The sequence below is a fragment of the Hydrocarboniphaga sp. genome (assembly GCF_965279055.1).
In the GTDB taxonomy this organism is placed as follows: Bacteria; Pseudomonadota; Gammaproteobacteria; order Nevskiales; family Nevskiaceae; genus Hydrocarboniphaga.
This window is the reverse complement of the sequence record NZ_OZ257125.1, coordinates 790,253-813,180: the sequence shown is the minus strand read 5'-3', so window position 1 is coordinate 813,180 and position 22,928 is coordinate 790,253. Positions and strand designations below refer to the sequence as shown.

The following is a 22,928-nucleotide window of genomic DNA, read 5'->3' as shown; positions in this document are numbered from 1 at the left end:
GCACCATCTCCCGGCGGGAGAAGGGAAAAATCACGAAGCCAGCAGCACGCGATTTTTCCCCGACTGCTTGGCCGCATACATCGCCGCGTCGGCCGCGCGGATCAGCGCTTCGCGGCGGTCGGTGGCGCCGCGGCAATCGTCGGGGAATATCGCCACGCCGATGCTCGATCCGATGTTGACCGGCACCGGCACGGCCAGACCGAGGTCCAGCGCATAAGGCGCGGCCAGCACTTCCAGCAGTTTTTCGCCGAGCTGCTGCGCCGCTTGCGGACCTTCGACGGCGTCTTCCATGACCACCGCGAACTCGTCGCCGCCGAGGCGCGCGACCGTGTCGGACTTGCGGATCGCGCCGCGCAGCCGATGCGCGATCTGCTGCAGCAGCACGTCGCCGGCGTGGTGGCCGAGCTTGTCGTTGACCGGCTTGAAACCGTCGATGTCCAGGTACAGCAGGCCGACATGGCTGCGCTGGCGATCGGCGCGCTGCAGCGCCTGCTCGACGCGATCCATGAACAGCGCGCGATTCGGCAGCTCGGTCAGCGCGTCGTGCGTGGCGCGATGCCGCACTTCCTGCTCGGCACGCCTGCGCTCGGTGATTTCGATTTCGAGCTGGCGGTTGCGGCCATCGAGTTCGGCGACCAGCATCTGCAATTCCTGGCGGCCGCGATACAGATCGAGAAACACCCGCACCTTGGATTGCAGGATCACGTCGTTGATCGGCTTGGCGATGTAGTCAACCGCGCCGAAGTGATAGCCGCGCAGGCGGTTGACGTCGTCGGAGAACGCGGCGGTGACGAAGATGATCGGCGTATCCGCGGTTCGCGCCTCGCCCGACAGCAGGCCGGCGACCTCGAAGCCGTCGATGTCCGGCATCTGCACGTCGAGCAGGATCAGCGCGAACTCGTGGTCCAGGCAGGCGGCCAGCGCGTCGTTGCCGGACGAGACCATGACCAGCTCGGCGTCGATCTTGGACAGCAGCCGCCGCATCGCCACCAGGTTGGCCGGCGTGTCGTCGACGACCAGGATCTTCGGCCGCGGCAGGGTCTGGGCCGGCAGCACTGCCGATTGAAGTCGTTCTTCCATTGCGTCGTATTGTTCAGGGGCGGCGGCAGCAGGCCAACGTTTGTCCAGCCCTGGTGTAGGAAATAAAGCAGTACATCTGACAGTATCGGCTTACAGCTTATCAGCGCGACGCGAAACGCCGGAAGACGCTGGCGCCTGCGTCGATTGCACGAAAGTCCTCGGCGAAACGCAGCTCCGACGGCCGCTCGCGGTCGCCCAGGCACAGGAAGCCGCCGCGCACCAAGCTGTCGCGGAACAGGCCCAGCGCGCGCTGCTGCAGCTCTTCGCCGAAATAGATCAGCACATTGCGGCACAGGATCAGGTGCATCTCGCCGAACACGCCGTCCGCGGCCAGATTGTGGTTGGCAAAGGTGATGCGCTCGGCCAGCGACACGTCGAGCTTGATGTGGTTGTAGGCGGCGGTGTACCAGTCGGCCAGCGAGCCGGTGCCGCCGGCCTGCAGGTAGTTCGATGAAAACAGCTTGGCCTCGCGCAGCGGGTAAATGCCCTCGCGCGCGACCTGCAGCGCGACGTCGCTGATGTCGGTGGCGTAGATGCGCGCGCGTGCATACAGGCCGGCCTCCTTCAGCAGGATCGCGATCGAATAGGCCTCTTCGCCATGCGCACAGCCGGCCTGCCAGATGTTGATCTGCGGATAGCTGGCCAGCACCGGCAACACCTCGCGGCGCAGCAGATCGAACACCAGCGGATTGCGGAACATCTCCGACACCGGCACCGACAGCTTGCCGATGACCTCGGGCAGAAAGGCCTCGTCGTGAATCAGGCGCTCGGTCAGCGAGCTGATCGTCGCCGCGCCGGCGGACTGCATCAGCGCACGCACCCGGCGACCGAACGAGGCCTGCGCGTAGCCGGCGAAGTCGTAGCCGTGACGCGCCTTCAGCGCCTGCATGAACAGCTCGATCTCGATGTTCTCGCGCTGGTGCAGGTCCATCGGGAGCTCAGTCTCTGCCCAATATCGTCATTCCCGCGAAAGCGGGAATCCAGTGATGCGAGCGCGCGATGGACGGCCCTGGATTCCCGCTTTCGCGGGAATGACAAAAGAGCGGCGCCGCCATCACACCCACACCCGGATCTGCGACATCAGCTGGTCGATATCGATCGGCTTGGCGCAGTAGTCGTTGGCACCGGCCTGGAGGCAGTGCTCGCGATCGCCGCTCATCGCCTTGGCGGTGACCGCGATGATCGGCAGCTTCTTCCACTCCTCGCGCTCGCGGATGCGGCGGATCGTCTCGTAGCCGTCCATGCCCGGCATCATGATGTCCATCAGCACCAGGTCGATGCCCGGTGTCGCGTCCAGCGCGGCCAGCGCCTTGTAGCCGTCCTGCGCCATCGTCACCTGCAGCTTGCGCGTGCGCAGCGCCTTGCTCAGCGCGAAGATGTTGCGCATGTCGTCGTCGACGATCAGCACGTGGCGGCCGGCGACGTCGCGCACCGGATCGCTGCTGGTCGGCGCGGCGGCGCCACGCGGCGGCGCCAGCGCATGCAGGAACAGCGACACCTCGTCCAGCAGCCGCTCCGGCGCGCGCGCGCCCTTGATGACGATGCTCTCGGTGTACTGGCGCAGCCTCAGCATCTCGTCCTGATTCAGTTCGCGCGCCGAGTACACCACCACCGGCGGCAGTACGATGCCGGCCGCGGCAAGCTGGTCGAGCAGGTCCAGGCCGGAGGTGTCCGGCAGGCCGAGGTCGAGAATCAGGCAGTCGAAGCGGCGCGTGCGCAGCGCCTCGGCGGCCTCATGCGCGTTCTGCGCCTCCTCGATCTGCGCGGCCTCGGGTTCGAGCAGCTTGCGCACCGCGGCGCGCGAACCCAGATCGTCGTCGACCAGCAGCACGCGGCGCGGTGCGCCTGGCGCGGCGCCGGCGCCGCTGCCGGCCGGCGCGAGCACGCGATCGAGGGCGCCGATCACCGCCTCGCGCGATACCGGCTTGGTCAGGACGCCAATCGCGCCGAGCTGCAGTCCGCGGTCCAGATCGTCCGCCGCCGAGATGATGTGCACCGGCACCTGCTGCGTCGCCGGCGAAGCCTTGAGCTGCTGCAGCACCTGCCAGCCGCTGATGTCGGGCAGGCCGACGTCGAGCAGCACGCCGAGCAGCGGCGTCGAAGCCGCGATCTTCAGCGCGTCGGCGCCATTGCCGACGACACGCGTCGGGATCGCCCTGCGCGCGGCCAGGCCGGTCAGGATGGTCGCGAACGACAGGTCGTCCTCGACGATCAGCAGCACCGCGGTCCCCGGCTGCGGTATCGCCGGCGCTTCGACTGGCGTGGCTTCGGCCGCAGCGCCGACTTTGGCCGGCGCTGCCGGCTCGGCCAGGGTTTCCAGATGCTCGGGCAGGATCAGCAGGAAGCTCGAGCCCTCGCCAACCGTGCTCTGCGCCTGCAGGCTGCCGCCGAGCAGGCCGGCCATGCCGCGCGCGATCGACAGGCCCAGGCCGGTGCCGCCGAAGCGTCGCGAGGTACTGGAATCGACCTGCTCGAAAGGCTGGAAGATCGCCTCCAGCCGGTCCGGCGGAATGCCGATGCCGCTGTCGCTGACCTTGAAGCAGACCGCGCGCTCCGGCACCAGGCCGGCGAGGCCGGCGCTGCGCAGCGCCTCGCGGTCGGGCCGGCCGATATGCAGCGTGACGCCACCTTTCTCGGTGAACTTGAACGCGTTGGCGAGCAGGTTGACGACGATCTGGCCGAGCCTGGTGCTGTCGGTACGCACGGTCTGCGGCGCGTCGTCGCCGATGACCACCCCGAACTGCAGATCGTGGCTGCGCGCGACGTGGCGGAAGTTGCGCTCCTGCAAGCTTGCGAAGCCGCGCAGGCCGACCTCCTCCGGCAGCACCGTCATGCGCCCGGCCTCGACCTTGGACAGGTCGAGGATGTCGTTGATCAGCTGCAGCAGATTCTGGCCGGCGTCGTGGACGATGCGCGCGCTCTCGACCTGGTCGGCTGTCAGATTGCCGTCCTCGTTGTCGGCCAGACCCTTGGACAGGATCAGCAGGCTGTTCAGCGGCGTGCGCAGCTCGTGGCTCATGTTGGCCAGGAACTCGCTCTTGTAGCGACTGGCGCGTTCGAGTTCGGCGGCATGGATCTCGAGCTTGCCGCGCGCGGCTTCCAGCTCGGTCTGGCGCGTGCGCAGCGCCGTACTGCGATCGCGCAGGGTGTCGTTGGCCAGGCGCAGTTCTTCGGCCTGCGCGCGCAGCTCCTCTTCAGAGGCGATCAGCTGACCACTCTGCTGCTCCAGCAGCTGCGACCGCGAGCGCAGCGCCTCGTTGGTGCTGCGCAGTTCTTCCTGCTGGATGCGCAGCGACTCCTCCGAGCTGCGCAGCTCCTCGGACTGCGAGCGCGTCACTTCCAGAAGCTCGGCGGTACGCAGGCTGCGCGCCAGCGTCTGCCAGGCCAGCGCGGTCGGCGCCAGCGCCTGCTCGATCAGATCGTCGTGGCGGGCGCCGGGACGTTTCAGCGCGGCCACTTCGATCGCGCCGACGATTTCGCCGCGCGAAAACAGCGGCGCGAAGCTCAAGGTATGCGCGGTCATCGCGCCGAGGCCGGAGGAGACTTTCAGATACGACGGCGGTACCGGCGACAGGCGCAGGATCTTCGCCTCCATCACGCACTGGCCGACCATGCCCTGGCCGCTCTTGAAGTGGCGCGACGCCAGTTCGCCGGCGGCGACCCCGTAGGCGGCGCAGGCCTGCAGCTCTTCGGCGACCGGATTCCAGCGATAGGCGACGCCGTAGCCGGCCTCGATCGCCGGGCACAGCGCACGCAGCAGCGCGTCGCCGAAAGCCTCGTGCGTGTCGGCGAGCTGCAGTTCGCCGGCCAAGCTCGCCAGCTGCGTCTTGATCGCGTCGTCGCCGGCGCGTTGCTCGACCAGCTGCGACAGCGCCGACAGCGAGCGCGCAAACTCGCCGACCTCGTCCTTGCGTGCACGATACGGGATCGCCTCGACATGGCCGCCAGCGGAAATGCGCGGAATCAGCGCGGTCAGCTCGTTGAGCGGCTCGGCCACCAGGCGACGCGCTGCGATCAGCGCATATAGCGACGCGATCAGGCCGAGCAGTGCCGCGATCACGACAACGTCGCGGCCCAGCACGGCCACTCGATCCAGTGTCCTGACGCGCTCGACGAGCAAGCCCCGTTCTTCGGCGCGCAGCTGCAGCAGCTCGGCCTGCAGCGAATCCAGAGAGACGCCGCCGCTCTTCAGAAAATCCAGGAAATCGTCCGACTGGTGCGCTTTATCCAGCAGCTCGGCGCTGCGCAGCCGGTCGATGGCCGGCCGCACGAAGGCCTCCTCCCAGTCCGCCTTCAGATGTTCGATGCGCTCGACGCGCACCTGCTGCACCGGGTTGTCGCTCAGCAGTTCGCGCAGCTCGGCGAACAGCACCTCGTAACGATCACTCTCGGTCTGGTAGGCGTCGATGCGCGACGGATCGCCGGCGAGCAGGCCGTCGCGCAGGAAGCGGCGCATGTTCAGCAGCGCGGTTTCGCTGCGCTCGGCGACCGACATCACCTGGTAGGTGTGCACGGTCCATTGCCGCGCCACGGTTTCGCGTTGCTGCACTGCCAGGAACGCCGCGCAGGCGCAGATGAACAGTCCCAGCAGGGCGAGAACGATCAACCGGAATTTGGCCAGCAGTGGCAGATCCGCGATCCAGCGCCGCAGCCGCGAGCGCGACACCGGGGCGATGATCTCGGCGGGCCAATCAGCCATTGCCCATCTGCGCCTCGGTCTGCAGCTTGGTTGCAATGAAATCGCCGTGCGGGATGTACAGCAGGTCGGCCAGACGCCGCAGCAGATGCTCTTCCTGCACATCGAGCCGGCCGTCGGCGTAGGCGACGCGCCACAGCATCGTGATCAGCTCGATCTTGTCCGAAGGCTGCATGCTGGCATTGAGCCGCTGCACGAATTCGTGCAGCGACACCGCCTGCCGCGCTTTCTCGCCGGCCTCGGCGAGCAGCCGATCAAGAGCGGCATCGTCCAGCGACAGATAGCCGCGCAGTGCGCTGCGCACCGCCGCCATCTCGGACTCGCTGCGCTCGAAATCCGCGCGCGCGCATTCCAGCAGCAGCACCGCCACCGCGATGCGCTGCCGCGCCGCCTCGTCCACCGGCGGCGACTCGAAATGACGCAGCAGCTTCTGCCACATGGACGCGACTCGGCCGGCTGCTAGAGGGAGAAGCCCAGGCGCAGGTTGAACACGTCACGGCTGCCGATGTGCTCGTATTCCGGCGTGATTTCGAGCAAGCCGGCGGAGATGCGAATGCCGGCGAACACGCGGCCCTGGTCGGGGCTTTCGTCGTCGAGCACGTCCTCGTAAGTGCCCTTGACCTTGACGTCGCCCCAGACATAACCGGCGCCGATGTACGGCGTGATGAAAGCAAAACCCTTGGACAGGGTCGCGTCGACGCTGTACGTGGTCAGGTCGATGTCATCGACACCGGCGGACTTGGTGAACGCGCCGCGCACCGCCAGACCGGGCGAGGCGACACCACCTTCCAGGATCGCGTAGCGCAATTCGGCGCCGTAGACGCTGGCGCCGGTGGTCGGCACCCAGCCGTAGAAGCCGCCGACGTCGACACCGAACGGCAGGCCCTTGTGCGCGGTGACGCCGGCCATGCCGATTTCGCCGAGGCTTTCGCCGGTCAGCGTTTCCCACGCACTTTCGTCGGTCGACATGTAGCTGCCGAAACCGCCGATGCCGAAGCCGGTCACGCCGGTGGCTTCCGCCGGCGCCAGGGTGTGATAGCTGAACGCGCTGACCAGGTCCTTGGAGACTTCGTGGAACGCGCCCTGGTCGGGCACTTCGATGCTGTAGTCATCGGCCATCGCGGGACCGGCGGCCAGGCAGCAGGCAAGCATCAACAGACGTTTCATGTGTTCTCCATGGAGTTTCAAAGGCGCCGCAACAGCCGCCGCAGGATAGCTCAGGCCGCCGGCAGATGGCGTTGAATGAAATCAGCCGCGGCCTGCTGGATGTCGCCGAGGCGGCCATTGAAGAAATGGCCGGCGCCGTCGACCGCATGCAGCTCGGCCGGCGGCTCGTAGGCAGCCAGCGCGGCGGCGGTGGCGTCGAAAGCAACCGTATCGTCGTCGCGGCTGTGGATCACCAGCCAGGGGCAAGGCGGCCGCAACGGCCGCGTCTCGTAGACGAAGCGGCCCCCGAACGGCGGTGCGACGCTGATCTGCAGTGCCGGCCGCGCGCGCGCCGCGGCGGCGACGCTGACGTAGCCGCCGAACGAGAAGCCCGCCAGCATCAGCGGGAAGTGCTCCGGTACGCGCTGGCGCAGCCAGTCGACCAGCAGCAAGGTGTCTTCGGTCTCGCCCTTGCCCTCGTCGTGCGCGCCTTCGCTGCGGCCGACGCCGCGGAAATTGAAGCGCAGCGCGTAGAAGCCGGCTTTCAGCGCGATCGCCGCCAGCGTATAGGTGACCTTGTTGCTCATCGCGCCGCCATACAGCGGATGCGGATGGCAGATCACGGCAATGCCGCGCGGCGCGAGCTCGCGCGGCGCGGCCAGCATCACCTCCAGATTGCCGGCGGCGCCGGGCAGCAGCAGGTCGCGGCCCTGGCCGGGGGCGGGCAGATCAGGGTGGGGCGTGGCGTCTTGGGTCGTCGTCATGGGCGGAGTTTAACGATGCAGAGACGCACAGGCCGATAGGGTAAGATTTTGCCCTGCATGAACCCCAATCCCCGCTTCTGGACCGACAGCCTCGGACGCGCGTTCGCGCTCGACCTGCGCTCGCTCGCCGCGATGCGCTTCGCGCTCGGCCTGCTGCTGCTGATCGACACGCTGTCGCGCCTGGGTGAAGTCGGCGCGTTCTACGGCGACGCCGGCGTGCTGCCGCGCGCGCTGCAGGCGGGCGTCGCCTCGCCGTGGCGCTGGTCGCTGCATCTGGCCAATGGCGAGGCCTGGTTCCAGAGCCTGCTGCTGCTGGCGCAGGCCCTTGCTGCGCTGCTGCTGGCTTTCGGCTGGCGCACGCGCGTCGTGACCTTGATCGCCTGGCTGCTGACGGCCTCGCTGCTGAACCGCAATCCGCTGGTGATCGGCGCCGGCGACGTGCTGCTGTGCCTGTTGCTGTTCTGGAGCCTGTTCTTGCCGATGGCGGCGCGCTGGAGTGTCGATGCCGCACTGTCGCCGCAGCCGCCGCCGGATGATCATCGCCACGCCTCGTGGGCCTCGGCCGCGCTGCTGCTGCAGCTGCTGTCGGTGTTCGTGTTTCAGGCGCTGCTGCAGCCAACCGCGGCGAATCTTTACGCGGCCGACACCGAGGTGCTCGCTGCCGGCCGCTGGCTGCGTCAACACCTCGCCGCCAATGAGGCGATCACCAGCTGGGCGCTGACGGTGCAGCTGGTCTCGCCGCTGATCCTGCTGCTGCGGGCCGGCAGCACGCGCATCGCGCGACTACGCATCGTCGTGCGCGCGGTGCTGCTGCTGCAATTGCTGCTGGTGGCGCTGCTGACGATGTTCACGCTGCGCTGCGGCGTGCTGCCGTGGGCTCAGATCGTCGGCCTGATCGCGCTGGTCGGCGCGACGTTCTGGGAGAACCGTGCGCTGCGTCTGCGCCGTCAGAACAGCGGCGGCGAGTTGCGTATCTACTACGACCGCGGCTGCGGCTTCTGCCTGAAGTCCTGCCGGCTGCTGACGCAGATGCTGGTGCTGCCGCACGCGAAAGTGCTGCCGGCGCAGGATCATCGCCGCGCCGACTCGCTGTTGCGCGCCAACGATTCCTGGGTGGTGATCGATCACGACGACACGGCGTTTCTCAAAGGCGCGGCGATGCTGCTGCTGATCAAGCGCTCGCCGCTGTTTTCCTGGCTGGGCCGGCTGGCTTTGCGACTCGGCTTCAGCGCGGCAGCCGACCTGGCCTACGAGGTGGTGGCGCGAAATCGCCCGGCGTTCGCGCGCGTCACCGACAAACTGATACCGGAGCGCGCGCTGCGCTTCGTGCCCTCGCCCGGCGTGCAGCGCATCGCCGGCGTGCTGGCGACCCTGGTGCTGCTGTGGAACCTCGCCGGCCTGCGCACACCGGCCGGTCCATTCGAGAAACTGCTGGCGCCGCCGCTGCAGCTGCTGCGCCTGGATCAGCACTGGGATCGTTACTCGCCCTCGCCGACGCCGGCCGACAGCTGGTGGGTTGCGGCCGGCCATCTCGGCGATGGCCGCGAAGTCGATGCCTTGCGCGGCGCCGACGACGCGCTGCGCTTCGACGAGCCGGCCGCAATACGCGACGACGGCCTGCATTGGCGCGCATTCCGCCGGCAGATGGCACAGCCGGAGGCTGCAGCGGTGCGTGCGCGCTGGGCCGACTATCTGTGCGAGCGCTGGAATGACGGACGCTCCGCCGAATCCGCCGATCGTCTGGTGTCGTTCAAGCTGATAGCCGTGCTCGATCTTCAGGCCGGCGCAGGCCGCCGGCTCGAACAGCGCGTACTCGGACGTCAGGACTGCGCTGCCTCGGCCGCGCCTTGAGACCCATGCAGCTGATCGACATCGGCGCCAATCTGGCGCACGAGAGTTTCGATGCGGATTTGCCGGCGGTGCTGGAACGCGCGCGCGCTGCCGACGTCGCCGCGATCGTCGTCACCGGCAGTTCGGCCGACAGCTCCGGGACGGCAGCCAGGCTCGCCGCCGCTCACGCCGGCTATCTGTACGCGACCGCCGGCCTGCATCCGCATCACGCCAGCGACTGGACGCAGGCGATGGCGCAGCAGTTTCGCGCGCTCGCCGCGCAGCCGGGCGTCAAAGCGATCGGCGAATGCGGTCTGGACTATTTTCGCGACCTGTCGCCACGCGATGCGCAGCGCCGCGCGTTCGCCGAGCAACTCGACCTGGCGGTCGAACTGCAGTTGCCGGTATTCCTGCATCAACGCGACGCGCATACGGATTTCCTGGCGATCTTGCGCGACTACCGACCGCATCTGGTCGACGCGGTGGTGCATTGCTTCACCGATACCGTCGAGGCGCTCGCCGACTATCTTCAGCTCGACTGCCACATCGGCATCACCGGCTGGATCTGCGACGAGCGCCGCGGCCGCCATCTGCTCGATGCGGTGAAACTGATCGGCAGCGACAGACTGCTGATCGAAACCGACGCACCCTACCTGCTGCCGCGTACCGCGCCGAAAGTCGCGCACCGGCGCAACGAGCCGGCTTACCTGATCTACGTGCTGCGCACGATCGCCGCGGCACGCGGTGTCAGCCAAGAGCAGCTGGCCGAAAGCACCACCGCCAACGCGCGCCGATTTTTCCAACTGTAAAACTCTTCGTTCCCGCCGTTGCAGGAATGACGACACACAAAAAACCCCGCTTTCGCGGGGTTTTTTTGCACCATCAGCGACGATCAATCGTCGTTGTTGGCGTAGCCGAGAATCTGCAACAGGCTGATGAACAGGTTGTAGATCGACAGGTACAGCGACACCGTCGCCAGTACGTAGTTGGTCTCGCCGCCGTTGATGATCTCGCCGGTCTGGTACAGGATCATGCCGCACATCAGCAGCGCGAACATCGCCGAGATCGCCAGCGACAGCGGCTGCAGGTGCACGCCGAAGAACGAGGCGATCAGCAGGCCGATGCTCAGCGCGAAGGCCAGGATCATGCCGCCGACCAGGAAGCCGCGCATGAAGCTGAAGTCTCGACGCGTCTTCACCGCGTAAGCCGACAGGCCGAGGAAGATCGTGCCGGTCAGGCCCAGCGCCATCATCACCGTCTGCGGGCCATTGGCCATCTTCAGGTACAGGTTGAGGATGGGGCCGAGGCCGAAGCCGAGCAGGCCGGTCACGCCGAACACCACCCAGATACCGGCCTCGCTGTTGGCGGTGCGCGGCACCACGAACCACAGCAGGCCCATCGATACCAGCGAGCACACCAGGCTCAGGCCGTAGGGCACGTGCAGCGCCATCGACACACCGGCCATGGCGGCGCTGAACAGCAGCGTCAGCGACAGCAGGCTGTAGGTCTGGCGTAGGACTTTCTGGGACGGGCTGACGGCACCGGCGCGGCCGAAACCGGCGTCGATACCGGCGCCGCGATACTGGGTCTGCAGATCCTTCATGACTTCCTCTCTGGTCGAGCGTTTGTAACAAGGTGTTACATCTTTGCCGCAGTCTAGCAAATGCCCGGAGCGGCGGTATAAAACGACACAGGCACTTCGTTCCGCTTACAGACCGCGAAGTCGGCCCTTCAGTTCCTCTAATCTGTTTAAAAAGGGAAAAAACAAGCCCGCCATGAAAGCCGACGCCTATCCGGTGATCGCCGTAACCGACGATTCGGGCACGCTGGTCCGCGAGGACTGGCTGTTACGTGCCGAAACAGTACACCGCCAGCTGCGTCCGGCGCTGCCCGAGGGCTACGCCGCGGTGATGCAGCCGGTGTTCGAGCACGGCGGCCGCATGGCGGTCGCGGCCGACGGCGAACGCGTGGTCGCGGTGATGGTCTGGCGTGTGCTGGTCAATACCGCCTACCGGCGCGCGCTCTACGTCGACGATCTGGTCACCGACCAGACGGCTCGTTCCACCGGCGCCGGCAAGGCGCTGCTGAACTGGGCCAGCGACAAGGCGATCGCCATGCACTGCGACTGGCTGACTTTGGATTCCGGCACGCAACGGCACGATGCGCATCGCTTCTACTTTCGCGAGCGCATGGCCGTCAGCTCGTTCCACTTCGTCAGGCGCCTGAGCGCCTGACGAAGCAGGCCGCCCTTAGAACGGGATCAGCGAGCGCTTCAACGTGTAGTGCAGGTAGCCGATGCTGGCACCGGCGCGCAGGCCGACGCCGGTGCGGATCGGCGCCAGCGTGATGTCGCCACTGCGCTGATAGTTCACGCCGATGCCGCCGACCACGTACAGGCTGCCGTCGACGCCGGGGAAGCGCTGCAGCATTTCGTTGGTGGTGCGCAGGTTGTAGACCAGCGTGAACACCTTGCTGGCGTTGCCGCCGAAGTCCCAACCGGCCGAAGGGCCCTGCCAGTAAAGCGGCAGGCCGCCGCCGCCCTTGTAGTTCAGGGTGCCCTTGCCGTAGCGCAGGCCGACGACGAACGCACCGCTGCCTTCCTCGCCGACGATGTAGGCGTTCGGCCGGCCCTGCTCGGCGAAGACCTTCTCGATCGCCTTGGCGAAGCCTTCGGTGGTCGCGCCGAAAAAGTCGCGGCCCTTGCTGACGATTTCCTCGGAGCTATAGGTGTCCTGGCTGACCGGCTGGCCACCCGTCGTCGCAGCCTCGTCGGCAGGCGGCTCGACCGGCGTGGGCTGCTCGTTCTGCGCAACCGCGACCATTGCCGAACACACGAAGGCCATCGACAAAACCGCTACGATCAACTGGCGCATAAAGTCCCGCTCCGCTTCAAAAAGGTGGCCCAGTCTTTCGGTAGCGGATGAGCGCAACCTGAATGGTGTGTGACTGGCGAGGCCAAAGGCTACATCCAAACCGGCTGGCGCTGATACATTGTCCGATATCGAGATTTACTGACACGCGAATCAGAAAAACGAGGGGGACTCGGTGGCAACAGCTGGTGCAAGCCCTGCATCGTCCGAACCGGCCGATCTGAAGGTCGACCGCTACATCGCACGCCTGTATCGCTCCGGCTTGGCGGTGCCGCCGGAACGCTATCGCGCCTGGGCGCTGGAGACCCTGGCGCGGGTGATTCCGCATGATGGCGCGCTGTGGGGCAGCGGCAGCGCCACGCAGGGGCGCTTCTACACGCGCACCGTGGTCGGCCTTCCGGAAGAATTTCCGGCGCAGCTGGAAGCGACCCTGCCGATGAACCCGCTGTTTCCGCGGATCATGGCCAATCTCGAACGCCCCGTGGACATGGCCAGCGTGCTCAGCGACGAGGAATTCCATCGCAGCGAAATCTACAAGCAGGTATTCCAGCCGCAGGGCATCGAAAGGATTCTCTCCACCGGTCATCTTGAGACACGCAGCGGCCTGTACAGCCTGGTGACCTTGTACCGCAAGAATCCGGACGAGCCGTTCACCGATCAGGAAAAAGACTGGCAGCGACGCATCACCTATCACCTGTTCAACGCGGCCTCGCACGTGTTCTTCGTGCATGAGCTGCATCGCAGCGATCGTCCGCCGGGCAGCGGCGCGGCGGTGGTCGACAGCAGCGGCCTGTTCCACGAAGCGCAGCCGCGTTTTCTCGATCTGCTGGAGACGCACTACCCGAATCCCGAACGCGCGCAGGCCTTGCCGTTCCCGTTGCCTGAGGCCGGCTCCAGCGGCCTGGTTGGCGGCCTCGGCATCAAGTGCGAGCCGCTGGGCGATCTGTTCCTGCTGCACATCTGGACCGCCGGCCCGCTGGACCGGCTGACGGTGCGCGAGCGCGAAGTGGTCAACGCGGTCGCGCAGGGCCTGTCGTTCAAGCAGGCGGCGAAGAAGATCGGCGTGGCGCCGTCGACGGTCGCCAATCATCTGTATCGGGTGTATCGCAAGCTTGGCGTCTACAGCCGCACCGAGCTGGCGGCGCTGGTGCATCCGGCGGAGAAGAAGATTTAATCGCGATACCGCCAGCTGTAGGAGCGGATCCTATCCGCGACTGTGATGGCGAGTCCTGGGTCGCGGATAGGATCCGCTCCTACAGAGACCGCGATCAAGCCCTGTGATACGGGTGCCCCGCCAACAGCGTCGTCGCGCGATAAATCTGCTCGGCGATCAGCACGCGCACCAGCGCATGCGGCAGGGTCAGCGGTGACAGCGACCATTTCTGCTCGGCGCGTTTCAGCACGTCCGGCGCGTGGCCGTCCGGTCCACCGACGAGCAGCGCGACATCGCGCCCGTCCTGCTGCCAGCGTTTGAGCTGATCGGCCAGATCCACGCTGCTCCAGCTGGCACCGCGCTCGTCGAGCGCGACGCTGCGAACTCCATCGGGCAAGGCTTTCAGCACGCGCTCGCCTTCGAGCTGGCGGGCGCGCGCGATATCCGCGTTCTTGCCGCGCGTCGCCAGCGGAATCTCCACCAGCTCCAGCCGCACTTCGCGCGGCAGGCGTTTGACGTAATCGTCGAATGCGGTCTGCACCCAATCCGGCATACGGCCACCGATGGCGATCAGGCGCAGACGCATTCGGGCGGTGCCGCGCTAGCCGTTGGCGGCTTTGGACCGCGGCTCGCTCATGTCCCAGAGCTTTTCGAGCTGGTAGAACGCGCGCGTCTGCGTCTGCATCACATGCACGACGACGTCGCCCAGATCCACCAGCGCCCACTCGCCTTCCTCCAGCCCCTCGATTCCTCGTGGCGTGTAGCCGGCCTCCTTCGCCAGATCGAATACGTTGCGTGCCAGGGATGCGACGTGTCGGTTCGACGTGCCGGTGCAGATCATCATCACGTCGGTTATGGAAGTCAGGCCGCGAACATCGAGCACCTTCAGGTCTACCGCCTTGAGGTCTTCGAGCGCGCTACGGGCAATGTCAGTCAGTGGCTGGGTCTTCATCGTATGTAAGAAGGCTGATGTCCTTTTGAGTGAATGAAGCAATCACGGACTCGGGAACGAGACCGCGTACCGATCGGCCCGCCTTCAGCAGACGGCGGACACGAGTTGAAGAAATCGCCAGCGGTGGAATGTTCGCCGACGTCCACAGGCCGGCGAGCTGTTGGCTGAAATCCGCGTTGCTCTGCGCACGACGGCCGCGCAGATGCGCGACCAGTTCCGGCGCCGGCGCCGGCGGCTCGTACGGCCGCTCGACGAACACCAGATGCGCCAGCTCGATGATTTCACGCCAGCGATGCCAGGTGTGAAACTGGTTGGCCGCGTCATCGCCGAGCAACAGCACCAGCGGACGATCCGGGAATTCCTCACGCAGCGCGGCCAGCGTGTCGTGCGTGTACGACGGCCCGGCGCGGCGCAGCTCGCGATCATCGGCGACCAATGCCGGCTCGTGCTGCAACGCCAGCTCCACCCATTCCATGCGCCGCTGGGGGCTCACCTGCGGCGCTTCGCGATGTGGCGGCTGCGCGCTTGGAATCACCCGCACCGATTCCAGGGCGAGCCGCTCCTTGAGTTCCAGCGCGAGCCGCAGGTGCCCGTTGTGAATGGGCGTGAAGGTGCCGCCAAAAATGCCGAACGGGGCGTTCAGCGCCGGCGTCCCAAAACGGCCGCCATCATGCGCGGTCGCTCAGCATTCAGAGATCACCGGACGTTGCCATCGCCGAGCACCACCCACTTCTGCGAGGTCAGGCCTTCGAGGCCGACCGGGCCGCGGGCGTGGAACTTGTCGGTGCTGATGCCGATCTCGGCGCCGAGGCCGTATTCATAGCCGTCGGCGAAACGCGTCGAGGCGTTGACCATCACTGAAGCCGAATCGACTTCGCGCAGAAAGCGCCGTGCGCGCGTGTAGTTTTCGGTCACGATCGCATCGGTGTGAGCCGAGCCGTAGTGCGCGATGTGGTCCATCGCCGCGTCGATTCCGTCGACGATTTTCACCGCCAGGATCGGCGCCAGGTATTCCTCGGCCCAGTCCGACTGCGCGGCCGGTTTCGCGTCGCTGAGGATGCGCCGCGTGCGCTCGCAGCCGCGCAGTTCGACGCCGGCTTCACGATAGATCTGCGCCAGACGCGGCAGCACGCGCTCGGCGACCGGCGCGTCGACCAGCAGGGTTTCCATCGTGTTGCAGGTGCCGTAGCGCTGGGTCTTGGCGTTGACGCAGACCGCGATCGCTTTCTCGACGTCGGCATCGGCGTCGATGAACACGTGGCAGACGCCGTCGAGATGCTTGATCACCGGCACCTTGGCGCCGTTGGACACCGCCGACACCAGGCCCTTGCCGCCACGCGGAATCACCACGTCGATGTATTCGGGCATCGTCACCATCAGCCCGACCGCGCGTCTGTCGGTGATGCTCAGCACCTGCACTGCGTCTTCGGGCAGGCCGGCGTCGCGCAGCGCGCGCTGGATGCAGCGCGCGATCGCCTGATTGGAATTGATCGCCTCGGAGCCGCCGCGCAGGATCGCCGCGTTGCCGGACTTCAGGCACAGGATCGCGGCTTCCGCGGTCACGTTCGGCCGCGATTCGTAAATGATGCCGACCACTCCGAGCGGCACTCTCATGCGGCCGACCTGGATGCCGGACGGGCGCATTTTCATGTCGGTCATTTCGCCGATCGGGTCGGCCAGCGAGGCGACCTGGCGTACGCCGTCGGCCATCGCCTCGATGCGCGAGTCGTTGAGTTCGAGACGCTCGAGCATCGCCGCATCGAGCTTGGCGGCGCGGCCGGCGCGCATGTCCTCGGCGTTCGCGGCAAGGATCGCGCGCTTGTCATCGATCAGCAGCTGCGCCAGCGCGAACAGCGCTGCGTTCTTGATGCCGGTGTCGGCGCGTGCGATGTGCCGCGCAGCGGCGCGCGCGCGTTCGCCGCGTTCGCGCATGTACTGCAGCACCTCGTCCTGGCCGGCCTTGCTTGCGATTTTGACCGCCTGCGCGTTCATGCTCGTTGGGCTACTGAGGGGATCTTGGTTTGGGAAATCTTCGGCGCCGACCCGGCCGCCGCCATGACCAATGTTAGCAACTCTTCCCAGGCCTGTTCCTTGCCGCCGGTGGACTTGGCCAGCTGGTCGATGACCGCAGTCTTGCGCATCCAGCCATAGATCTGCGGCAGGCGGGTACGGCGCAGGGCTTTTTGATACGGCCCCTGGCGCGGCCGCGGCACGTAGGCGGCCTCGCAGGCGCGCTGGGCGTCGCCGCTGCTGGCGAACGCGGCCTGCACATTGGCCCACTGGCGCAGGCCATACGTCAGCGCGCCGAGCAGCTCCAGCACCTCGACGCCCTCTTCTCGCAGATGGCCGAGGCTGCGCACCACGCCGGCGGCATCACCGCTGAGCATGCGTTCGTTGAGGTCGAAAGCGTCGAAGCGTGCGCTGTCGGCGACGGCTTCGCGCACCTGCTCGATACCGATCGCGGCGTCAGGAAACAGCAGCGCCAGCTTGGCGATGTCCTGGGCCGCCGCCAGCGTGTTGCCCTCGGTGCGCTCGGCCAGCAGCTGCAGTGCCTCGGCATCGGGCTTGAGCCCGGCGCCGCGCAGCCGCTCTTCCAGCCAGGGCTCGAACTTGTCGCCGTCGATAGGCCAGGCGTAGACGCTGGCGCCGGCGCTCTCCAGCGCCGCGAACCAGGCGCTGTTGCGCTGCTTGGTCTCCAGCGCACCGCAGACGACGATGAACAGCACGTCCTGCGGCGGCCGCTCGGCCAGCCTCTGCAGCACCGCGCTGCCTTCGGTACCGGGCGCACCGCCCGGCATGCGCAGCTCGACGATGCGCAGGCTCGCGAACAGCGACAGGCTGTCGCAGGCCTGGCTGACTCTGGACCAGTCGAAGCCCTTTTCCACGTCCAGCACTTCGCGCTCGCTGTAGCCGCGCTTCCGTGCGGCGGCGCGGATCGCGTCCAGCGATTCCTGGATCAGCAACGGCTCGTCGCCGGCGACCACGTAGACCGGCGCCAGGCTGCGCGCCAGCGCCGCGGCCAGCTGGTTGGGGTTGAGTTTCATGCCGGCATTGTCCCAGACCGGCGCGGTCCTGGCATCCCTGACCTACATGTCATGTAGGACTCTAGCTAGTTCACGTAAGCACCTAACTACGATAGAGTTTATTTCCTACATATCCGGACAGCCGATTCAGGTGATTTCGGCTGCCATCTCACAGGGAGGGAAGATGTCGATAGCACGAACATGGGCAGCGGGCGCCTTGATGCTCTCACTCGCCACCAGTCCGGCGGCACACGCCGGCATCGGCGACGCACTGGGCCAGATCGGCGACGGCCTGGCCAAGACCCGCGAGCGGGTCTCCGCCGGTTTCAGCAAGACCTTCGCCGGCCTCAGCGATGGCCTCGGCACCGCCTTGTCGCGGCTCGGACAGCAGCACCTGAATCCAACCGAAGGCACGGTCGCGATTGCCGACGCCATCGAGCACCAGGGCGTCGCGCGGCCGCTGCTGATCATCGAGCCGGCCCTCGCAAGCCCCGAGAAGGCGCCGCTGGTGGTCCTGCTGCACTACTCCGGCGGCAATGCCGAGGTGATGGCCAACGTCGCACGCGCCGGCCGCCTGGCTGCCGAACACGGCGCCTGGGTGGTGTTGCCCGAGGCCATCAACGGCCACTGGGGCGACGACCCTTCGACCTCGGCGTCCAGCGGCGACGTCGAGTTTCTGGCCAAGCTCATCGCGCACATGAGCGCGACCTATCCGATCGACGCCCGGCGCGTGTTCATGGCCGGCATGTCCAACGGCGGCTTCATGACGGTGCGCTTCGCCTGCGAGAAAGCCGGCCTGGTCGCCGCGGTGGCGGTGGACGCGGCGAGCATGCGCAACTCGCAGAACGCGGCGTGCAAGCCGTCGCGGCCGGTGCCCATCGTCAGCATCGTCGGCACGCGCGACGCCTTTGTCGCCTATGAGCATCCGCTGGGCATGCTGTCCGCCGAAGAGAACTATGCGCGCTGGTCGGCGATCAACGGCTGCAATGCGGCCTCGCGCACCGACACCACGCTGCCGTCAAAAGTCAGCGACCGCACCACGATCAAGCTGCGCGAAAACTACGACTGCAGCGGCGGCAGCGCCGTCAACATGTATACCGTCGTCAACGGCGGCCACGCCTGGCCCGGCAGCCAGACGCCGATCGCCGTCGGCCACACCTCGCAGAATCTGGACGCGACCGAGGCGATCTGGGATTTCTTCGCGCAATTCTGAGGTTTTTGTACCGCGCAAAAAATAAAGGCCGGGCATCTGCCCGGCCTTTTCGCAGGATGAGAGGCCCTGCGACAAACCAACTTTTTCAAGACCGCGTTTAAGCCCTAGAACGAGTAGCCGACGCTGGCTTCGACGTAGTCGCGATCGGACAGCAGGTTCTGGTCGCTGCCGCCGAAGTAGTTGACGTAGCCGATGTCGCCGCTCCAGGCCGCGTGGTAGGTCCAGCCCACCGAGACGCTGACCAGCTTGCGGCCTTCGACGAAGTTGCCGATCGGCTGCGGCGTGTAGCCGTGCAGATCGTGGTCGAAGCGGATCGTCGGGTTCAGCGCGACCGAGCCGATCGCGTTGTTGTAGCTCAGGCGTGCGATCAGCTTGTAGCCATAGGAAGCCGAGGTCGCATAGCTGTTGCTCTCGGCCGGAAGATCGTCGCGACCATCCGGATCGGCCGGGTTGACCTTGCCGCGGTTGTGCAGGAAGCCCGCACGCACCGCGCCGTCGGTGGCCGCGTCATAGCCCGGCAGAGACGTGCCCGGTGCATCGAAGCGCAGCTCGCTGGTCGGCGGCAGATCGTGGATGTAGTCGTAGGCGAATTCGGCAACCAGAATCGTCTGGTCGGACTGAAGCCAGCTGCTCGGCCCGAACACGCGCGTCAGCGCCATGTCGACCTGCGACACGTCCTTGCGACGATAGCCCTTGAGATACTGGTTGCCGGAGGCGCCGCCGAGCGTGCGATCGAGCTGGCTCGGAATGCCCAGGCCGGTCAGCAGGATCTCGACGTCGTCGATCTGCAGCGGCTGGCCGACTTTCAGGCTGTACTCGCCCTGCAGCGCCAGGCCCCAGGGCAGGGTCGAGTTGAACGAGGTGCCGAACATCTTGATGTCGTCCGGATACTCGAGGAAGTAGTCGCCACCGAACGGCTTCAGCGGCTCGGTCGCCGAGTGGCCGCTGATCACCGGCAGGCGGCTGTTGTACTTGGCCGCGTACAGCGACAGGTCGATGCCGTTGAGCTGCGGAATGTAGAAATGCAGCGCGCCGCCGAACTGGCCGCTGTCCTTGCCCAGGCGATCGTCGCCGTGCGGCACGGTGCTGCCGATGTCGTTCTCGCCGGGGATCGCGAAGCTGATGTTGGCGCGCGTGCCGCCGGCGCCGACGAAGTCGTTGGTCTCGAAGAAACTGCCAGCCGCATCCGGATCGGTGCGGCGCCATTCGAACTGATAGAAGCCTTCGAGGCTGACGTTCTCGATCACATCGAAGGACGCGGTGACCATGCCGACCGGCTTGACCACTTCGTTGATGTCGAAGCCCGGCACGCGCAGCTTGTTGGCGTCGGCCGAGACCAGCGAGTTCAGGCCGTTCTGCACCAGGGTCGATTCACCCCAGTTCAGGATCTGCCGGCCGATCTTGTAAGTCAGCGTGCGATCCAGGATGCGGTTGCTGCCGAAAAAATAGGCGTCGAGCAGGCTGCCGTCGTGGCCGAGGCGATCACGCACTTCATCGGTCTTGTCGTGATACTCCGAAGCCGGCGCCTCCTTGCCCGGCTGGCCGTAGTTGGCCGGGTTGAAGTATTTCTTCTGCTGCAAGGTCGGGTCGTACACATAGCTGCCGCGCACGAACACGCCGTAGTTGCCGTAGGTCAGCGTCGCATCGCTGGTCAGCTTGATCGGGGATGCGATCAGGTCGCCCTTGTCGAAAGCGAGGTTGCCATCGTCGCTGTTGGTGGAATACGCATCGCCGCCGTTGCTGATGCCGATGTTGTCCTTGTCGCGGCCGGCGACACGCCAGGCGGCGCCGACGCTGATCTTGCTGTCGACACGCAACTCGACGCCGTTGGAGGAATAGTCCAGCGCCTGCGCGCCGGGTGCGAAGCTGCAGCCGAATGCGGCCGCGGCCAGCGCCAGCGCGGTTTTGCGCAGACGCGGATTGAGAGTGCGGTTCATGTGCCTGTCCTTGTGTGATGAGTTGCCGGTCAAAGAGGTCGCTGCGCGCGTCATGGGCAGGACCCTCCGATCGGCAGGCACAGGCCGTTGCTGGCGAGGAAGCTCGCGGTTTCTCTCTGCATCTCCGTGGTCGCCGCAGCGGACGCGGCCGGGCTCAGGATCGAGGCGTGATCACCGCTGGTGAACTGCACGACGTTGCTGCGCGCGGCTTCGCCGAGCAGCACGTTGGCGCTGCCGTCGAACACATGCGGCGTCAGGCCCATCTGCTGATACAGCGGATCGGTGCCGGACAGAAAGCCGGTGATCGTGACCTTGTCGTTGTTGGTCGTGCCGGCATTGGCCGGTGCATCGTTGGGCACGACCTGATCGGCCGGCGAGCTGTCGCTGCCGACGACTTCGATCATGTGCAGCGGATGCTTTTCTGCGGCGCTGGCCGCGTAGTTGATCGGATCGGCCGAGTCGACCAGGGTCTGCGCGAAGCGCAGGAAGGTTTCGTAGTTGTCGGTGCCTTCGATCAGGCCGCTGGCGGCGAGGCCGGCGGAAATGCGCGGGCCGAAGCTGACCGAAGCGTCCAGCAGCTTGGCGATTCCGCCGCCGGGCATCGCCAGCGTGGCGGCGCCGATTTCGGTGTTCACGCCGAGCAGCGTGCCGCCGACGATGCCGCCGAGCGAGTGGCCGACGAAGCGGACCTGGCTGCCGTCGAACTTGTTGCCGTCGGGCGTGCCGCCGCTGTTGACCAGGATGCTGCCGCCGGCCGACTTCGCCATCACGATCAGGTCGGACACCGCCTGGCGGATGTTGTCGCGGCTGGTGATCAGGCTCGACAGGTTGATGAAGTAAGTGCCGGAGGAATCGACCACGCCGTCCGGGCCGGAGGCACCCGTCGTGTTGTTCGACAGATCCAGATCGAAGGTGCGCTCCGTGACGCCGCTGATACGCAGCGGGCTTTCCGGCGGCAGGCCATGCAGCGGCAGATCGATCGCCACCACCGCGAAGCCCGCCAGCGTCAGTGCCGGCGCGATCGCCAGCATCTGCGAACGATTGCCGGTGATGCCGTGCTGGAAGATCACGACCGGCCAGCCGTTGGCCGGCATGGTCTTGCCGCTGTCCGCATTGGGCACGGTGATCAGCACCGGCACGGTGACGTCGGCGCGCTTGACCGGATCGGGGAAGCAGGCAGTGGTCGACACACTCGGCGTCAGGCCGGTGCCGTCGGTGACGAAGGCGCCGCAGGGCACGCGGCCGAGAAAGCTCTGCGTGTTGTCCGGCTTGCTCGCGTCGGCCAGCCAGTACTGGGTCAGCGGATCGGTGACGGTCTCCGCCGTCGCGCCCGGCGTGGCCAGGTAGTACGGCAGCTTGACGGTGCCGAAGTAGACGTTCGCGATCGGCGGCAAGGCACTGTTGAAACTGGCCAGCGTCGCGCCGGTGTTCTTCGCCGCGATCTGGCTGGCCACGGCATTGGCCTGCAGATGCTGCAAGGTGTTACCGATCGACTGCGTGGTGAAGCTCCAGGTCAGCACCACCTGTTCTTCGGTGATACCGAAGCCGGCGAGTTGCTCGACGATAGGCCGGATCAGGGTGCTACGCACCGTTTCCAGAGTGGTCTTCTGCGCGGAGGTCAGCGCACTCAGCGCCGGAACCGTCGACTCGGCGACCGGCGTCGCCGAACGCGCGACCTTGAACAGCTCGCTGGGGGCAGCCGGCACGCCCTCGGTGCTCTTCAGCGCCGGCGTCAGCACGACCACGTAACGCGTCTGCGCATCGAGCGGTTTCAAGGGCTCGATCAGCACGCGTGAACGGAATGCACTGATCGGCTCGTTTTGGCCCGACAGCGGATTGGTCGAGATCGCCACCGAAGGCTGCGTGGTGTAGTCGACGCCGGGCTTGAGCACCGCACCGGTCCGGGTGTTGACCACCAGCAGGCCGGCATTCAGCGTGCTGTAGTCCAGCGTGCCGAGCATGTCGGTGAACATCGACGCGGTGGTCGAGAAACCGTCCTGCAAATTCGCCTGCGTCACGAACGGCGCGCTGCTGGCGTTCGGGATGTTGAGCGTGCCGTCGGTGGAGCCAGAGAAAAAGCCGTCGAACGGGAACGGTACCGTGGCGCTGGCGGCCACCGGGTCGAACAGCGAAAACACACCGGATTTCAGACCGGCATCGTCATCAAGGGATTCATTGCCACCACCGCCGCAAGCCGACAGAAACAGCGGGGCGCAGGCAACCGCGAACGCGGCACAGGCGTTTCGTACGAGCATCGAGCCTCT

Annotated in this window: 20 protein-coding genes; 5 read left to right on the top strand and 15 right to left on the bottom strand. The window is 66.5% G+C overall.

The features are described from left to right. Nucleotides 1-30: 30 nt before the first annotated feature. The 6 genes from ACQZF9_RS03820 to ACQZF9_RS03795 all read right to left on the bottom strand — a co-directional run bounded on the left by ACQZF9_RS03820 (nucleotide 31) and on the right by ACQZF9_RS03795 (nucleotide 7,686). Nucleotides 31-1,080 carry a diguanylate cyclase domain-containing protein gene (locus tag ACQZF9_RS03820; RefSeq protein WP_428311944.1) on the bottom strand — a complete coding sequence of 350 codons (1,050 nt, stop codon included), beginning with the start codon at nucleotides 1,078-1,080 and terminating at the stop codon, nucleotides 31-33. A 100-nt stretch (nucleotides 1,081-1,180) separates the two neighbouring features. Then, nucleotides 1,181-2,011 (bottom strand): CheR family methyltransferase, encoded by an 831-nt coding sequence (locus ACQZF9_RS03815; protein WP_428311943.1) that lies wholly within the window; start codon nucleotides 2,009-2,011, stop codon nucleotides 1,181-1,183. 123 nt (nucleotides 2,012-2,134) lie between these two features. Then, on the bottom strand, nucleotides 2,135-5,779 hold the full coding sequence (locus ACQZF9_RS03810; protein WP_428311942.1) for a response regulator: 3,645 nt from the start codon (nucleotides 5,777-5,779) through the stop codon (nucleotides 2,135-2,137). Next, nucleotides 5,772-6,215 carry a TerB family tellurite resistance protein gene (locus tag ACQZF9_RS03805; RefSeq protein WP_428311941.1) on the bottom strand — a complete coding sequence of 148 codons (444 nt, stop codon included), beginning with the start codon at nucleotides 6,213-6,215 and terminating at the stop codon, nucleotides 5,772-5,774. The genes ACQZF9_RS03810 and ACQZF9_RS03805 overlap by 8 nt, the downstream gene beginning before the upstream one ends. Nucleotides 6,216-6,235: 20 nt before the next feature. Then, nucleotides 6,236-6,943 (bottom strand): hypothetical protein, encoded by a 708-nt coding sequence (locus ACQZF9_RS03800; protein WP_428311940.1) that lies wholly within the window; start codon nucleotides 6,941-6,943, stop codon nucleotides 6,236-6,238. A 50-nt stretch (nucleotides 6,944-6,993) separates the two neighbouring features. Beyond that, on the bottom strand, nucleotides 6,994-7,686 hold the full coding sequence (locus ACQZF9_RS03795) for an alpha/beta hydrolase (protein ID WP_428311939.1): 693 nt from the start codon (nucleotides 7,684-7,686) through the stop codon (nucleotides 6,994-6,996). Between the two features lie 57 nt (nucleotides 7,687-7,743). On the opposite strand from ACQZF9_RS03795, the gene ACQZF9_RS03790 reads away from it, so the two are divergent. Then, nucleotides 7,744-9,537 carry a DCC1-like thiol-disulfide oxidoreductase family protein gene (locus tag ACQZF9_RS03790; RefSeq protein WP_428311938.1) on the top strand — a complete coding sequence of 598 codons (1,794 nt, stop codon included), beginning with the start codon at nucleotides 7,744-7,746 and terminating at the stop codon, nucleotides 9,535-9,537. A gap of 5 nt (nucleotides 9,538-9,542) precedes the next feature. Beyond that, complete coding sequence (locus tag ACQZF9_RS03785; RefSeq protein WP_428311937.1) at nucleotides 9,543-10,325, top strand: TatD family hydrolase; 783 nt, start codon at nucleotides 9,543-9,545, stop codon at nucleotides 10,323-10,325. Nucleotides 10,326-10,408: 83 nt separating this feature from the next. On the opposite strand, the gene ACQZF9_RS03780 is transcribed toward ACQZF9_RS03785, so the two are convergent. Further along, nucleotides 10,409-11,119, bottom strand: coding sequence for a Bax inhibitor-1/YccA family protein (locus ACQZF9_RS03780; protein WP_428311936.1), 711 nt, complete (start codon nucleotides 11,117-11,119; stop codon nucleotides 10,409-10,411). Between the two features lie 172 nt (nucleotides 11,120-11,291). Here ACQZF9_RS03780 and ACQZF9_RS03775 point away from each other — a divergent pair, with 172 nt between their 5' ends. Then, on the top strand, nucleotides 11,292-11,750 hold the full coding sequence (locus ACQZF9_RS03775) for a GNAT family N-acetyltransferase (protein WP_428311935.1): 459 nt from the start codon (nucleotides 11,292-11,294) through the stop codon (nucleotides 11,748-11,750). A 15-nt stretch (nucleotides 11,751-11,765) separates the two neighbouring features. On the opposite strand, the gene ACQZF9_RS03770 is transcribed toward ACQZF9_RS03775, so the two are convergent. Beyond that, the gene (locus tag ACQZF9_RS03770) at nucleotides 11,766-12,389 is read right to left on the bottom strand and encodes a DUF1134 domain-containing protein (RefSeq protein ID WP_428311934.1); all 624 of its coding nucleotides are present in this window, start codon (nucleotides 12,387-12,389) and stop codon (nucleotides 11,766-11,768) included. A gap of 172 nt (nucleotides 12,390-12,561) precedes the next feature. On the opposite strand from ACQZF9_RS03770, the gene ACQZF9_RS03765 reads away from it, so the two are divergent. After that, nucleotides 12,562-13,560, top strand: coding sequence for a response regulator transcription factor (locus ACQZF9_RS03765; RefSeq protein ID WP_428311933.1), 999 nt, complete (start codon nucleotides 12,562-12,564; stop codon nucleotides 13,558-13,560). 94 nt (nucleotides 13,561-13,654) lie between these two features. Here ACQZF9_RS03765 and rlmH read toward each other — a convergent pair whose 3' ends face one another. The 5 genes from rlmH to holA all read right to left on the bottom strand — a co-directional run bounded on the left by rlmH (nucleotide 13,655) and on the right by holA (nucleotide 17,535). Continuing rightward, complete coding sequence (rlmH, locus tag ACQZF9_RS03760; protein ID WP_428311932.1) at nucleotides 13,655-14,125, bottom strand: 23S rRNA (pseudouridine(1915)-N(3))-methyltransferase RlmH; 471 nt, start codon at nucleotides 14,123-14,125, stop codon at nucleotides 13,655-13,657. 15 nt (nucleotides 14,126-14,140) lie between these two features. Next, complete coding sequence (gene rsfS, locus ACQZF9_RS03755; protein ID WP_428311931.1) at nucleotides 14,141-14,491, bottom strand: ribosome silencing factor; 351 nt, start codon at nucleotides 14,489-14,491, stop codon at nucleotides 14,141-14,143. Continuing rightward, entirely contained in the window at nucleotides 14,469-15,065 is a 597-nt protein-coding gene (gene nadD, locus ACQZF9_RS03750; protein WP_428313358.1) for a nicotinate (nicotinamide) nucleotide adenylyltransferase, read from the bottom strand. The genes rsfS and nadD overlap by 23 nt, the downstream gene beginning before the upstream one ends. Before the next feature lie 122 nt (nucleotides 15,066-15,187). Then, nucleotides 15,188-16,483 (bottom strand): glutamate-5-semialdehyde dehydrogenase, encoded by a 1,296-nt coding sequence (locus ACQZF9_RS03745; protein ID WP_428311930.1) that lies wholly within the window; start codon nucleotides 16,481-16,483, stop codon nucleotides 15,188-15,190. After that, nucleotides 16,480-17,535, bottom strand: coding sequence for a DNA polymerase III subunit delta (gene holA / locus ACQZF9_RS03740; RefSeq protein ID WP_428311929.1), 1,056 nt, complete (start codon nucleotides 17,533-17,535; stop codon nucleotides 16,480-16,482). Before holA ends, ACQZF9_RS03745 begins: the two co-directional genes overlap by 4 nt. Nucleotides 17,536-17,734: 199 nt before the next feature. Between holA and ACQZF9_RS03735 the strand changes: the two genes are divergently transcribed. Continuing rightward, a complete protein-coding gene (locus tag ACQZF9_RS03735; RefSeq protein WP_428311928.1) occupies nucleotides 17,735-18,727 on the top strand; it encodes an alpha/beta hydrolase family esterase in 993 nt (330 codons plus the stop codon). A 104-nt stretch (nucleotides 18,728-18,831) separates the two neighbouring features. Here ACQZF9_RS03735 and ACQZF9_RS03730 read toward each other — a convergent pair whose 3' ends face one another. Together ACQZF9_RS03730 and ACQZF9_RS03725 are read right to left on the bottom strand one after the other, a co-directional pair. Continuing rightward, nucleotides 18,832-20,664, bottom strand: a complete 1,833-nt coding sequence (locus ACQZF9_RS03730; RefSeq protein WP_428311927.1) for a DUF1302 domain-containing protein — start codon at nucleotides 20,662-20,664, stop codon at nucleotides 18,832-18,834. A 50-nt stretch (nucleotides 20,665-20,714) separates the two neighbouring features. After that, nucleotides 20,715-22,919, bottom strand: coding sequence for a hypothetical protein (locus ACQZF9_RS03725; protein WP_428311926.1), 2,205 nt, complete (start codon nucleotides 22,917-22,919; stop codon nucleotides 20,715-20,717). Nucleotides 22,920-22,928: the final 9 nt, after the last annotated feature.

Excerpts from the sequence above, each read along its gene's own strand:
- ACQZF9_RS03820 (WP_428311944.1), bottom strand. The coding sequence starts at position 1,080 with ATGGAAGAACGACTTCAATCGGCAGTGCTGCCGGCCCAGACCCTGCCG.
- ACQZF9_RS03815 (WP_428311943.1), bottom strand. The coding sequence starts at position 2,011 with ATGGACCTGCACCAGCGCGAGAACATCGAGATCGAGCTGTTCATGCAG.
- ACQZF9_RS03810 (WP_428311942.1), bottom strand. The coding sequence starts at position 5,779 with ATGGCTGATTGGCCCGCCGAGATCATCGCCCCGGTGTCGCGCTCGCGG.
- ACQZF9_RS03805 (WP_428311941.1), bottom strand. The coding sequence starts at position 6,215 with ATGTGGCAGAAGCTGCTGCGTCATTTCGAGTCGCCGCCGGTGGACGAG.
- ACQZF9_RS03800 (WP_428311940.1), bottom strand. The coding sequence starts at position 6,943 with ATGAAACGTCTGTTGATGCTTGCCTGCTGCCTGGCCGCCGGTCCCGCG.
- ACQZF9_RS03795 (WP_428311939.1), bottom strand. The coding sequence starts at position 7,686 with ATGACGACGACCCAAGACGCCACGCCCCACCCTGATCTGCCCGCCCCC.
- ACQZF9_RS03790 (WP_428311938.1), top strand. The coding sequence starts at position 7,744 with ATGAACCCCAATCCCCGCTTCTGGACCGACAGCCTCGGACGCGCGTTC.
- ACQZF9_RS03785 (WP_428311937.1), top strand. The coding sequence starts at position 9,543 with ATGCAGCTGATCGACATCGGCGCCAATCTGGCGCACGAGAGTTTCGAT.
- ACQZF9_RS03780 (WP_428311936.1), bottom strand. The coding sequence starts at position 11,119 with ATGAAGGATCTGCAGACCCAGTATCGCGGCGCCGGTATCGACGCCGGT.
- ACQZF9_RS03775 (WP_428311935.1), top strand. The coding sequence starts at position 11,292 with ATGAAAGCCGACGCCTATCCGGTGATCGCCGTAACCGACGATTCGGGC.
- ACQZF9_RS03770 (WP_428311934.1), bottom strand. The coding sequence starts at position 12,389 with ATGCGCCAGTTGATCGTAGCGGTTTTGTCGATGGCCTTCGTGTGTTCG.
- rlmH (WP_428311932.1), bottom strand. The coding sequence starts at position 14,125 with ATGCGTCTGCGCCTGATCGCCATCGGTGGCCGTATGCCGGATTGGGTG.
- rsfS (WP_428311931.1), bottom strand. The coding sequence starts at position 14,491 with ATGAAGACCCAGCCACTGACTGACATTGCCCGTAGCGCGCTCGAAGAC.
- ACQZF9_RS03745 (WP_428311930.1), bottom strand. The coding sequence starts at position 16,483 with ATGAACGCGCAGGCGGTCAAAATCGCAAGCAAGGCCGGCCAGGACGAG.
- holA (WP_428311929.1), bottom strand. The coding sequence starts at position 17,535 with ATGAAACTCAACCCCAACCAGCTGGCCGCGGCGCTGGCGCGCAGCCTG.
- ACQZF9_RS03735 (WP_428311928.1), top strand. The coding sequence starts at position 17,735 with ATGCTCTCACTCGCCACCAGTCCGGCGGCACACGCCGGCATCGGCGAC.
- ACQZF9_RS03730 (WP_428311927.1), bottom strand. The coding sequence starts at position 20,664 with ATGAACCGCACTCTCAATCCGCGTCTGCGCAAAACCGCGCTGGCGCTG.
- ACQZF9_RS03725 (WP_428311926.1), bottom strand. The coding sequence starts at position 22,919 with ATGCTCGTACGAAACGCCTGTGCCGCGTTCGCGGTTGCCTGCGCCCCG.